Here is a 12,638-nt window from a genome sequence, read left to right as displayed (position 1 = left end):
TAATGTATCATTATAAAGTCCGATATTTACAATACGGTAAAATCTGCTTATTGGGTTGCAAATTTGTCGCAAAGTTTGATCTCTCACGAGGTTTTTTCTGCTCAATTGACGTAATCTACTTATTTAGCATATTCTTGTATTTACATTAATTCAGTCGAGGAACACAGGCATGGCTCTGATTGGTAAGCCTAAACCGGATCCAACTTTGGAATGGTTTTTATCACACTGTCACATTCATAAATATCCAGCCAAAAGCACACTGATCCATGCTGGTGAAGACTCAGATACGCTGTACTACATCGTTAAAGGCTCTGTTGCAGTATTAATCAAAGATGAAGAAGGTAAAGAGATGATCCTCTCTTACCTTAACCAAGGCGACTTTATTGGTGAATTAGGCTTGTTTGAAGAACAAGCTGAACGTACCGCTTGGGTTCGCGCTAAGCAGGCGTGTGAGATCGCCGAGATCTCGTACAAGAAGTTTAAGCAATTGATCCAGGTTAATCCTGAGATCTTGATGAAACTCTCTTCGCAAATGGCTTACCGCCTGCACAGTACCAGCCAGAAAGTGGGCGATTTAGCTTTCCTTGATGTTGCTGGTCGCATTGCGCAAACCTTACTGCACCTAGCTAAACAGCCTGATGCGATGACCCATCCTGACGGTATGCAGATTAAGATCACTCGTCAAGAGATTGGCCAGATTGTGGGCTGTTCACGTGAAACTGTGGGCCGAATCCTAAAAATGCTTGAAGAGCAAAATCTTATCCAGGCGCACGGTAAAACTATCGTAGTTTATGGTACTCGCTAAGCTAGCGTTAAGTTAGATTTAATAGATCTTCGCTAAAGTGGCCTGACATTATGTCAGGCCACTTTTTTTAGGACAGCATTAGTGAAACCCATCTACATTGCTAGTGCATTCATCCTCTATCTCTTTTCGCTCGCCTCGCTATCATCCACGCCACTTACCGAACTTGAGCACAATCAAGCCCAAAAACTGGTCAGCGATGGTAAAATACTCCCCCTCGATGTAGTACTAGCCAAAGTCGAAAGCTATTGCAGCGTTAAACTGCTCGACGCCCATTTGTATCAAGCTCAAGGACAATGGCATTACCATCTGCAACTTAGAAGTCTGCAAGGAGAATTAATCTCGCTGAAGATGGATGCCACCACTGGCGAACCAAGAAACACTGCGGAACTGCCCACTCATTGCCAATACGACAAAAAATAACACAGCGCTACATGGCCTCTTGGAAAAGGTGTATGATTTATGCCAATCGCATTAATTATCGGGTCATGCTTGATGGTTAAGATGCGCTGCTACAAGGTATAAGTTTACAAGCAAAGTAAATCGTTATTTCAACTCGCACCTTGTATAGCTCGTTTTTTTATCAACAAATAGATCACTTATTCAATTTTATTGGTATTAATAACTAGGCTAGATAATGCTTAGAAACAATCATTTTTTGAGCAACTCCAACCAGAAATGATCACCCAAACAGGTAAATCCATATATGAAATTGCTGCTCGTTGAAGACAACACCCTCTTAGTTGCCGAGCTGGAAAAACAGCTGAAACAAGCGGGTTACGTTACCGATATCACCGATAAAGCCGCAGAAGCCGACTACCTTATCAAAGAGACCAATTATGATTGCGTGATCCTCGACATTGGTTTGCCTGATGGTAATGGCTTATTGTTACTACAAAATTGGCGTAATCAAGGGGTTAACACACCAGTCATTATGCTGACGGCTCGCAGTCAATGGCACGAAAAAGTAGAAGGCTTTAATGCTGGCGCCGATGATTACTTAGGTAAACCGTTTCATACTCAGGAGCTGTTGGCCCGCATCAATGCGCTGATCAACCGTGCCCACGGCAAGGCCAGTACTCCCACTAAAGAACTCAGCTTCGAGGGGGTGACTTTAGATGAAGGCCAGCAAAGCGTCAGCGTTGGCGAGCAACATTTTGAATTGACCGCCATGGAGTTTCGCTTACTGAAGATTTTTTTGATGTCGCCGAAAAAGCTGCTATCAAAAGCGCAGCTGACCGACAAACTGTATCAATTTGATGACGAGAAAGAGAGTAATGTGGTTGAGGTTTACGTGACCCATCTGCGTAAAAAACTGGGCAAAACCGCCATCGAAACGCGCCGCGGACAAGGGTATATTTTTCACGGCTTAAAACAATGATCTCCATTCGCACCAAGCTGAGCCTGTGGTTATCAGGCTTGGTGATCATCTCAACCTTTGTTGCCATCGTCATTTTTGAGTCGATGCTCAGGCAAGCGTTTCATGACTCGATTATTGACCGTCTCGAAGAGGATTTACAGCAGGTATTACTGGCGATTCAATTCGATAACGGCAACATCAGCATAGATCAAAGCCAACTATCGAGCTTCTACAAACCTGTCTATTCGGGCCGCTATTATCAACTTAATATGGATCATATCGAGCTCAGATCCCGCTCCTTATGGGATCAACGCCTCGATATTCGCCCCTTAACCAAAGGGGAAACCCGAGTCTGGCAGACCAAAGGGCCGCAAAATCACGACATCCAACTGCTCTCTTTAGGCCTAAGCAGTGAGACCGCCTTAGTACAGGCCACCATTACAGTCGCCCAAGACTTGAGTATTGGCCGCCAAGTCTTCACTCAAGTTTATGGCACCAAACTGGGGGTCAACTTAGCCATGCTGCTGGCCATGATCGCGGGGATTTTTATCGTATTAAGGCAATCTTTTAAACCGATAAATGATATGCAACAAGCCTTGATTAAACTGCGCGGCGGAGAAATAACCTCTTTAGATGTCAACAAGATCCCTCCAGAGCTTGCCCCACTAGCCACCACCTATAACGAGCTTTTGCAATACTCAAGCAAGCAGATGGAACGCAGTCGTAATAATTTGGGTAATCTTAGTCATGGCTTAAAAACCCCGCTGGCGGTGATGCAGCAGCAAGTTGAAGCTTTGGGGCTAAAAGACCCTGACTCGGCCATGGCATTGCAAAAGCAACTCGATCTTATTCATAAAATGATTGAGCGCAAACTGGCGGCGGCGCGGATCACTGGCGACATGCTACCGGCGGCGCAGATGCAGCTGCCCAAAGATCTACATGATCTGTGTCAGACCTTAAATAAGGTTCACCATGGCAAACAGATACAGAGTCAATTTGCCATTGATGACAGTATCAACCGCTTGCCGATACACAGGGAAGATGGCATGGAGCTGATTGGCAACCTGCTCGATAATGCCTTTAAATGGGCTAAATCGACAGTGTCTGTTTGCGTAAAGAGGGCAACAGCACAAAATGACGATAAGCAGCTTATATTAACCATCGAAGACGATGGCTGTGGTGTCGACAGTGATCAGCTGTCATTGCTTACTCACAGAGGGACTCGTTTAGATGAGAGCATCATAGGTCATGGCCTAGGGCTCTCGATAGTGAAAGACATTGCCGAGCAGTATGCGATTGGCCTTAGTTTTGAGCACAGTGACACCCTTGGCGGCTTAAAAATTCAGTTACGCTTTACGCCGCAATAACCCTGCCGTTTGTTCCATTATTTAAGCCAATAAAAAAGCCGATGTTTCAACATCGGCTTTTTAGTGCGTTGAGGCAAGCTGATACTCGCTCGCTACACTAGTAGGCAGTTAACTATTGGTGCTTTCAAAAATCTTGTCCGCAGAGGCCGCCACAAAGCCGGTGTAAAGCTCACCGTCGGCTTTAGGGTAACGCAGGGCAAACTCATAAAAACAGCTAGGGATCGTCTTCTGCCCATCGCTAAAGCTCACCGCTATTTTATCGGCCATGGTCGATGATTGCTCAAGTAACACCTCTGGCGAGCCTTTAATCTCACCGCCCACACAGTTAAGCACAAAACCGTTATCTTTTAGGATCTCATTAACCTCAGCTAGGGTTTCGACCCCCGCTAAATGGTTAATCGATACCGTAAAATGATTAGCTCGGTAACCGATGGCGGCAACCCACGCGGCATATTCACTTTCAGCGAGTAAGGCTTCATAGGTGGCAATATCCAGCGTCCAGTGACACCCAGAATAGAGGAAGTTATCCGCCGTGGTGGCAGCAACATCGACTTGGTCGACCAAGTCTTTCACTATGGCTTGCAACTGCGGGCTAAACTCTTCCACCAATAGCTCAGAGATAAACACCTTAGGCTGAGTCGCATCAGGGTGCTCAAAGTGTTTTGCTTTAAGTTTCTTGGCTTCGAAATAGTAGTCGCCACACGCGACATACCCCAAAGACTCAAAATGGTTGGCTAACACACTTAAATTAACCTTGTCGAGATTAAAGGTACGCAGGGCAATATGATCGTTAATGATCGGCTCACCCTTACCCAAGAGTTGGTGTACTTTTGCGGCAGAAGGGGTCATTTCAACATAATCATCCCACAGGGACGCAAAAAGCTGGTTTACATCTGTGTGCATCAATTTCATCCTTAAACGGCATCTATTGTCCGTTAATTATGTCGCCAATAAACGTGCAGCTAGTCTATAAACATGGGGGAATAAGATCCCCCATCTATTGAGCGCTATACCGTTAAACCTGGGCTGAGTGTCGCAGGTAAGCTCACCACATCGGCTTCTACCGAGGCAACAGGATAGGCACAGTAATCGGCCGCATAAAATGCGCTGGCTCTGTGGTTGCCCGATGCGCCGACACCACCAAATGGCGCCGCGCCCGACGCCCCTGTGATCTGTTTATTCCAATTAACGATGCCAGCGCGAATACGCGCTAAGAAATACTCATAATCGTCACGGCTGTCGGCAAGTAGCCCAGCAGACAAACCATAACGGGTAGCATTCGCTAACGTAATCGCTTGCTCAAAATCGCTATAACGCACCACTTGCAGTAGCGGGCCGAAATATTCTTCATCTGGTAATTCAATCACCTGAGTAACATCAATAAGCCCAGGAGAAACCAGCCCGGTACCTTCCTCTAGATGAGTTAACTCCACCAGCGCGGTAGCACCTAAGTTAAGTAGATTACGCTGCGCCGCCACCATGCCTTTGGCGGCAGTCTCTGAGATCATTGAGCCCATAAAGGGTTGAGGCTGAGCATTCCATGCACCGACCTTGATCTGTTTGACCGCTTGCACGAGTTGATTGAGTAACTCATCACCGGCATCGCCTTGCTCTATGTAGAGTCGACGAGCACAGGTACAACGCTGCCCAGAAGAGATGTAAGCCGACTGGATAATATCGTGCACCGCGGCCTTAGTGTCTTTGACATCTTTGATGATAAGTGGATTATTGCCGCCCATCTCTAATGCCAAAATCTTACCCGGATGCCCTGCATATTGCTGATGCAAAAGATGACCTGTGCGCGAACTACCAGTAAAGAATAAGCCATCAATTTGCGGATGTGATGCCAAGGCTTTACCTGTGTCGACCTCGCCTTGCACTAGGTTAATCACTCCAGCTGGTAAACCCGCTTGTTGCCACAGTTTGAGCATCAGCTCAGCGGTTTTAGGCGTTAACTCCGACGGCTTAAATACCACAGTATTACCCGCCAATAGTGCAGGCACTATATGCCCATTAGGCAGGTGTCCAGGGAAATTATAGGGGCCAAACACCGCCACTACCCCATGGGGCTTGTGACGCAATACAGCGCGTCCAGCTGGAGTTTCATTCTCGCTGCTGCCCGTGCGTTTATGGTAAGCGGCAACGGATAAGCCGATTTTGCCTATCATGGCCCCCGCTTCGGTAGCGGTTTCCCACTGAGGTTTACCGGTTTCTTGGGCAATGGTTTCGGCGATGTCATCTTTGTGCGCCTCAAGTTCGGCGCGGTAAGCTTCAATAATCGCCAAACGTGCATCAAAGCCAAGCATAAACCAGTCAAACTGTGCCGCGCGCGCCGCTGCAACGGCTTGATTAACCTGCTCTGCTGTCGCCGTTTTGCTGCGCCAGATAATGTCATTATTTGCTGGGTTAGTTGAGGTCACATCGTGACCAAGACCGGCAACCCACTGGCCGTTAATAAATTGAGTCATTGGTTATTCCTACATTGCTAAGACACGGATGGGATCGCCTGTGGCAACCATTAATGCGGCCGCGAGCTCAGGAGAGAGAATCACTTCATCGGTCTCATCGCTGACAACCAGCTTGGCTGATGTGGCGCGATAATCGGCTAACAAAGTATTTGAGAGGATAAAACTACTGTCAGAGGCCGGCATATCTCCGACCTTGACCGTCAATAAACGGCTTTCTCTGACCGAACGAATATCATTAATATTGCATTCGACCGTGGGGCCGCCATCAAAAATATCCACATACCCGCGGCAACGAAAGCCTTCAGCTTGCAGCAGATTTAGCGCCGGACGCGTATTAGTATGCACTTCGCCAATCACCTTTTGCGCGGCTTCTGGCAACATACACACATACACAGTGTTTTTAGGCATCATCTCTGCCATAAAGGCTTTTTGCCCTAGGCCTGACAGATAATCGGCCTGCACAAAGTCGATACCTAAAAAGTGTTGCTGCAACCAAGTGTAAAAAGGGGAATTCCCCTCGGCGTCACTCTCGCCACGCATCTCGGCGATGACAGTCTCACCAAAGCGCTCGCTATGTTGGGCTAAAAATAGAAAACGGCTGCGTGACAACATGCGGCCATTATTATTTTTACGGTATTTGTCGCCTAAAAACAGAGTACAAAGCTCGGCTGAGCCTGTGTAATCGTGGCATAAGGTTAAGGTCTCAACCTCATTGCGCACGTCAATTTGCTCCGAGTGGTACACTTCGGTGCCTAAACGATAATGATAAAACGCATCGACCATGCCTACAGCGGCTTCTAAACCGCAGGTACCCACCACCTCTTGGGTGTCGGTGTCTTCGAGCACCATCAGATAACCTTCATCAAATGGCTTGTCGATAGTTTTGACAAATGAGGCTTCTGAGCGGGCAATCTTATTGCGCAGCAGCTCCTCATTGACGGGTAAAGACGTAAATCCATGGCCTGATTCTTCTGCTATGTGGTACAGCGCAGCAAAATCGCTCGAGCGGATGGGGCGGATAATTAACATCTTTGAGCCTCCTCACTTATCAAGGCGCTCAAGTACAGGCAGCACGGCACGTATGCGCCGCAAATGCACTTGAGAGCCAAGAAATTATGCTAACAAAAAAGCGCGATAATGGAGCCTCCGCGCTTTTTCGCCTCTTAGTCTGCAGCCACTTGAGCTACCGCGCGCTCGAAACGCACCAGACCTTCGGCAATATCTGCCTCAGGGATCACAAGAGAAGGAGTAAAGCGGATCACATTGGCACCGGCAATCAGGCTCATCAGCCCTTGCGAGATACCCGCAACTAAGAAGTCTTTAGCACGACCTTGATACTGCTCATTCAATACCGCGCCCATCAACAAGCCTTTACCACGAATCTCAGCGAAGACTTGATACTTGTCATTGATCTTGTTTAGGCCATCACGCAGCAACTGCTCGCGGCGTTTAACCCCATCAAGCACTTCAGGTGTATTGACCACATCCAACACCGCATTACCTATGGCACACGCCAATGGATTACCACCGTAAGTTGAGCCATGTGTGCCGATTTTAAGGTGCTCGGCAATCTCAGTGGTCGTCAGCATTGCCGCAATCGGAAAGCCGCCACCCAAGGCTTTGGCCGTGGTGAGGATATCTGGCACCACGTCGGTCAACATGTAAGCATACAGCGCACCTAAGCGCCCTACACCGGTTTGCACTTCATCGAAAATAACTAAGGCGTTATGCTTATCGGCTAATGCACGTACCGCAGCCAAAAACTCAGGTGAGGCGTCGATAATCCCGCCTTCACCTTGCAAAGGCTCAAGCATAATCGCACAGGTTTTATCTGATACTTCCGCTTCAAGCGCGGCAATATCATTAAACGGTAAATGCGTCACGCCCTGAGGTTTAGGACCAAATCCATCAGAATATGCCGCTTGGCCGCCAACCGTCACAGTAAAGAAAGTTCGGCCATGGAAGGCTTTATCGAACGCAATAATTTGCTCTTTACCAGCGCCAAATTTATCTAGCGCATAACGGCGAGCCAATTTAAGCGCCGCTTCGTTTGCTTCGGCGCCAGAGTTAGCAAAATAGACTTTTTCAGCAAAAGTGGCATCGACCAATTTAGTCGCCAACGCCAAGGCAGGTTCGTTAGTCATCACATTCGAAAGATGCCAAAGCTTTTCGCCTTGCTCTTTTAACGCCGCAACCAATGCTGGATGACAGTGACCTAAGCAATTTACCGCGATGCCACCGGCAAAGTCGATAAACTCATTGCCATCCTGATCCCATACTCTGCTTCCCTCACCACGCACTGGGATCACGGCAGAAGGTGCATAATTAGGCACCATAACTTCATCAAACTGGGCTCGGGTTAGCTTGTTGTTAACGCTCATTCCTCTATCCTTTCTTTGTTGTCGATGGCTTTAAAAACCATTCGTACCCGCCTTTAGTCGTGACAATGACCTGCAACGACGACGGTTATTGAGTTATCTTAGATGACATTAATAACGAAAATGTGAACAAAATACTAGTTTCCAACACTATACACCTTGAACAGGTGCACGATTAATGCATAAAGATTTGGCTTTATGACTTATACAAGCGTTTAAAGGCGGGGTTTACAGCATATTTAGTCACAAAAAAACTTAGTTGACTGCAAAACCATTAACAATGCAGTAATAATGAATATATACACATTTATTAACGATGGCGTAACGAGGAAATTGATTACATCTGCATTCATTTACAACCACCAAGACTATCGACGACAGCCTTGGCTGATCAAAGAGGGTTGAGTGAGCTTATAAGAGATCTAACTTACGGTAATTTTGCCCCTTGAGCCTGAGCAGTTCTTGCTCTGATAATTCATAATAATCAAACATTAAGCACTTTTCTTTTGGGGTGATTAAGCGCATCTCTTCTAACATCATCACCTTAGCAAAGCAGCTCGCGCGCGCGACTAAGGCGGCATAGGTCGATAACTCGCTGTAAGCTAAATGGGTATCGAGTTCAATTTGTACCTGAGTCAAGGGGCTCGCGGTAAAATCAAGCAAGCTCGGTAGTTGCCAGTTAAGTTTATGGGCGTGCTGCAATGCCTGCTGATAAATGTTATTGGCTGGAAATTCAGTTGCTAATACAGCATCATACAGCTCTTTATCTCGACTAGCACTGGCCTCTCTGAGCCAATTACCCCAGACAGTTTCAAACACTTTTGCACCATTTTTAAGCACCACTGAAGTGCCTAACTGGTATAACAAGCTGCAACTATAAGCAAAGGCCACGTCTTGCTCATTAAGCTTAGCCAAAGCTTTAGCCGCGATGCCGGTGAGCATCGAATAGCGCCATAATTTACGCGTGGTCCACAGCAAGTTGGCATTGGCGGCGGGCAGCCAATTTCGTAGACAAAAATAGGGGATCACTTGGCGCAGATTTTCAATACCAATAAAATTAAGCACTAATTTCAAGTCGGTCACTTTCACATCGGAGCGCTGCTGCCTTTTTTGCCTAAAAGAAGGACTGTTAACGATATTGCTTAGGTCACGGCACAGCCAAGGCAGATCGTTCATGATCAGCCTTAAACGATTGATATCCAGATTTTGTTGATGTAGCACCTCCAGCATCAACATCTGACTCTCATTGAGCCCCGATTGTGGCAGCAATTGCTCGGGTGAGGCTAATTGGTTATCTAAAGTGGAATTAACCGTGCTAATGAGCTGTGCCGATACAGTCTCAAACACTTGTCTGGCTTGAATTTGCTTAGATAAACGCTCAAATATCGCATCACGTTCGATAGCCAGCTTATTGGCATCGCCCTCGAGCTCACGATCGAGTTCATCAAACATCGATGTTGTCGCTGTTTGTTTTCCCACAATCAGTTGCTTTAACAGCCGATGTTCAATATCGACAATGATGCCCGGACGCACACCACCTGAAACAGATTTTCCCACCTAAACCCCTTTATGACAGGCCAAGATTAACGCTTAATTGCGCTATATTACACTAAATCCCCAGCCAGACAGCTTGCTGTAACACCATAAAACAGACATTTTCGTGACTAAGAACCTGAATGGGAATGGCAAAACAGTATCCCCTTAAGCTAACTTATTTATTTTGCGATATAAAAAAGGCTTCCGATAGGAAGCCTTGTGTTATTACTTTATTTAAGCTCTTGTTCGAACAGCTTAAAGATTCGACGATACTCATCTAACCAACTCGATGGTTGACGAAAACCATGGGGCTCTACCGGATAGATAGCCGTTTCAAACATTGGCTTCTCCAGTTCAATGAGACGTTGTACTAAACGTACACTATCTTGGAAGAAGACGTTATCATCGAGTACGCCGCTCATGATCAATAATGGCTTGTTAAGCCCTTGGGCGTGCTCTATCGGTGAGCTGCGATCATAGGCGATAGCATCCACATCTGGTGTATTAAGAATATTAGAGGTATAAGGCGCATTGTAATGTGCCCAGTCGCTCACAGGGCGCAGAGCTGCTCCTGCTTGAAATAGTTCAGGCTCGGTAAATAACGCCATAAAGGTGAGGAACCCACCATAAGATCCCCCGTAGGTGCCGACGCGCTCAGCGTCAACATTGACGTTACTTGTCATCCAGCTAACGCCATCTTTTAAATCTTCAACCTCCGGGTGCCCCATATTTCGATAAACCGCGGTGCGCCAATCACGACCGTAACCTTTGGACCCACGATAATCCATGTCCATCACAACATAACCATTTTGAGTCAGTAAGTTATGAAACATAAACTCTCGAAAATAACCCGAGAAGCCATAATGGGCATTTTGCAGATAACCTGCGCCATGATTGAAGATCACCGCCGGATACTTATCCGCCTTGGCGCTATCATACCCTTGAGGTAAATACACTCGCGCATAAACATCATCGGCGCCATGGGTTGACGGCACAGCAACCACTTCGGGCGCTTGCCACGGATATTGCTTAAAGGCATCACTGGTATAATGGGTTAGCTGAGTTAACTCACCATCAATGGCCTGTACAAACAGCTCTGCTGGCTGAGTACGACGAGATGCATTAAGCAGCAATTTAGTGCCGTCAGGACTAAGTTGGTAATCGAGCTGACCATTCCACTGGGTTAACTGCTGCTCTTTCCCCGAGGCTATCTCAACCCGATAAACATTATCGATCCCAGGGTGCTGTTTATTGGCCTTGTAGTAGATAAACTCCGCTTTAGGGCCAAGGATGATATCGCTAACAACATATTTCCCCTGAGTCAGTGGCGTAGCCTCCTTCCCCTTTGCTTTTACATAGAGATGAGAGTAACCAGTCTCTTCAGACAGATAATAAAGGCTATCGCTATTGGGTAACCAACCAAACTGATTAAAGTTGTAGTTTACCCAAGCATCATCGTGCAATCTGTGCTGGGTAACTAAACGCCCTTGGTTGATATCGAGTGTGGCAAGCCAGCGATCTTTATTATCAATCGCTTCCAGCATTACTGCGACCTTATCCTGCGTAGCTTGCCATTGAATGGCGCTTTGAGACCAACCCCAATCTTGCATTAATTGCACCTTACGCGGGGAGGTTTGGCTCTGGTAACGCTCGCCCTTAGCTTGCGCATTTTCAGCTTTAACCTTGGCTAAGACATCGTCATCAAAACCAGTTAATCCCTCGATAGTGATCTCTTTTTTATCTCGGGTTTGCAGATCTAATAACACTAAACGCTCGCCTGGATGCTTGTCTTCTGCAACCCGTGCTCGCGCAGGAACAGCATCAACATAGCCATCCTTACCTAGGTAATTAGGCATGATGTCATGCTCGGCACGCCAGCTATAATCCTTGTCACGCAGCGACAATAAAACATAGCGTCCCGTTGGCGACAGGCTTAACTGGGTCACTACCTCTTTATCACCTAAATACCAGGTTTTGGCCGATAAGGTTGGATCGCTCTTGGCCAGCTGAGTTTGATAGGTTTGCTTTGCGATAGCATTTTCTTGCTGCAAGGCCACATACTCAATCAATCTGTGTTGTTGCTTGGCAATGTAGCTTGATGGCTCCTCTACCCCTTTGGGCTCTATAGCCATCTTGATATTAGCCATCTGCTCCAGCAAACCAGAGTCTTGATGGATCTTAAAGATATCATCGCCTTGCCAATAAGCGATATCGCCACTGTTTAGGAACCGCACCCCATCGATAGCGATATTTTGACGCGTCAACTGAGTCACTTGGCCTGACAACAGGTTTTTAACAAACAAATTGCCTTGGTAAAGGTAGGCTTTACGTGTTTTAGCGTTGTCCAAAACCCCGTGTTGCTGTGACGCGGCATGTAATTGTTCTAATGCTAACTCATTAGCACTGGGCTCAGTTAGACGCTGCTGATAATAGGTCTTAATCGGTGCGCCATGGGCCTGTCTGGCAAAATAAATCGATTGACTGTCATCACTCCAATATTCGCCCTTGGCAAAAATCCCCATCCAATCAGGATTGGCCATTATTTGCTTGAGTGTGAGGGGGTGGCCAATACTTGGCGGTGCAGCCAAGTTGACTGGCGCAGAGGTTGTCGTCTCTGCTGAATTTTCTTGCAATGAGGTAGCACAGCCACCCAACATGGCGAGCGTTAATAGGCTGAGGCTAAAACCACGAAAAGCACCCATCATCATCCTTCCTTCTTATTATTTT

10 protein-coding genes are annotated in these 12,638 nt (G+C 46.8%); 4 read left to right on the top strand and 6 right to left on the bottom strand.

All coding sequences use genetic code 11. The annotated features are described in order from the left end of the window. The first annotated feature begins 169 nt into the window (after nucleotides 1–169). The 4 genes from crp to AC5YBX_RS03080 all read left to right on the top strand — a co-directional run bounded on the left by crp (nucleotide 170) and on the right by AC5YBX_RS03080 (nucleotide 3,529). Entirely contained in the window at nucleotides 170–805 is a 636-nt protein-coding gene (gene crp, locus AC5YBX_RS03095) for a cAMP-activated global transcriptional regulator CRP (RefSeq protein ID WP_012156707.1), read from the top strand. Between the two features lie 81 nt (nucleotides 806–886). Beyond that, complete coding sequence (locus AC5YBX_RS03090; protein WP_494524348.1) at nucleotides 887–1,225, top strand: PepSY domain-containing protein; 339 nt, start codon at nucleotides 887–889, stop codon at nucleotides 1,223–1,225. Nucleotides 1,226–1,508: 283 nt separating this feature from the next. Beyond that, a complete protein-coding gene (locus tag AC5YBX_RS03085; RefSeq protein ID WP_494520039.1) occupies nucleotides 1,509–2,183 on the top strand; it encodes a response regulator in 675 nt (224 codons plus the stop codon). Then, complete coding sequence (locus AC5YBX_RS03080) at nucleotides 2,180–3,529, top strand: ATP-binding protein (RefSeq protein WP_494524347.1); 1,350 nt, start codon at nucleotides 2,180–2,182, stop codon at nucleotides 3,527–3,529. The genes AC5YBX_RS03085 and AC5YBX_RS03080 overlap by 4 nt, the downstream gene beginning before the upstream one ends. A 108-nt stretch (nucleotides 3,530–3,637) precedes the next feature. Here AC5YBX_RS03080 and AC5YBX_RS03075 read toward each other — a convergent pair whose 3' ends face one another. The 6 genes from AC5YBX_RS03075 to AC5YBX_RS03050 all read right to left on the bottom strand — a co-directional run bounded on the left by AC5YBX_RS03075 (nucleotide 3,638) and on the right by AC5YBX_RS03050 (nucleotide 12,616). Continuing rightward, nucleotides 3,638–4,432, bottom strand: a complete 795-nt coding sequence (locus tag AC5YBX_RS03075; protein ID WP_494524346.1) for a DUF1338 domain-containing protein — start codon at nucleotides 4,430–4,432, stop codon at nucleotides 3,638–3,640. Between the two features lie 104 nt (nucleotides 4,433–4,536). Beyond that, nucleotides 4,537–5,997 carry a succinylglutamate-semialdehyde dehydrogenase gene (gene astD, locus AC5YBX_RS03070; protein ID WP_494524345.1) on the bottom strand — a complete coding sequence of 487 codons (1,461 nt, stop codon included), beginning with the start codon at nucleotides 5,995–5,997 and terminating at the stop codon, nucleotides 4,537–4,539. A gap of 9 nt (nucleotides 5,998–6,006) precedes the next feature. After that, nucleotides 6,007–7,026 (bottom strand): arginine N-succinyltransferase, encoded by a 1,020-nt coding sequence (gene astA / locus AC5YBX_RS03065; RefSeq protein ID WP_494524344.1) that lies wholly within the window; start codon nucleotides 7,024–7,026, stop codon nucleotides 6,007–6,009. A gap of 134 nt (nucleotides 7,027–7,160) precedes the next feature. Further along, nucleotides 7,161–8,378, bottom strand: a complete 1,218-nt coding sequence (locus AC5YBX_RS03060; RefSeq protein WP_494524343.1) for an aspartate aminotransferase family protein — start codon at nucleotides 8,376–8,378, stop codon at nucleotides 7,161–7,163. Nucleotides 8,379–8,786: 408 nt separating this feature from the next. Then, nucleotides 8,787–9,932: an HDOD domain-containing protein gene (locus AC5YBX_RS03055; RefSeq protein ID WP_494520043.1), complete on the bottom strand. Its 1,146-nt coding sequence runs from the start codon at nucleotides 9,930–9,932 to the stop codon at nucleotides 8,787–8,789. A 209-nt stretch (nucleotides 9,933–10,141) separates the two neighbouring features. Further along, on the bottom strand, nucleotides 10,142–12,616 hold the full coding sequence (locus AC5YBX_RS03050) for a S9 family peptidase (protein ID WP_494521665.1): 2,475 nt from the start codon (nucleotides 12,614–12,616) through the stop codon (nucleotides 10,142–10,144). Nucleotides 12,617–12,638: the final 22 nt, after the last annotated feature.

It is taken from the genome of Shewanella sp. 492, from assembly GCF_059338445.1.
Note: the sequence above shows the minus strand (reverse complement) of the source record. Positions and strands in the feature narration are given on the sequence as shown.

Coding starts and splice junctions, on each gene's coding strand:
- AC5YBX_RS03060 (WP_494524343.1), bottom strand. CDS start 8,378: ATGAGCGTTAACAACAAGCTAACCCGAGCCCAGTTTGATGAAGTTATG.
- AC5YBX_RS03075 (WP_494524346.1), bottom strand. CDS start 4,432: ATGCACACAGATGTAAACCAGCTTTTTGCGTCCCTGTGGGATGATTAT.
- AC5YBX_RS03080 (WP_494524347.1), top strand. CDS start 2,180: ATGATCTCCATTCGCACCAAGCTGAGCCTGTGGTTATCAGGCTTGGTG.
- AC5YBX_RS03050 (WP_494521665.1), bottom strand. CDS start 12,616: ATGATGGGTGCTTTTCGTGGTTTTAGCCTCAGCCTATTAACGCTCGCC.
- astD (WP_494524345.1), bottom strand. CDS start 5,997: ATGACTCAATTTATTAACGGCCAGTGGGTTGCCGGTCTTGGTCACGAT.
- crp (WP_012156707.1), top strand. CDS start 170: ATGGCTCTGATTGGTAAGCCTAAACCGGATCCAACTTTGGAATGGTTT.
- astA (WP_494524344.1), bottom strand. CDS start 7,026: ATGTTAATTATCCGCCCCATCCGCTCGAGCGATTTTGCTGCGCTGTAC.
- AC5YBX_RS03085 (WP_494520039.1), top strand. CDS start 1,509: ATGAAATTGCTGCTCGTTGAAGACAACACCCTCTTAGTTGCCGAGCTG.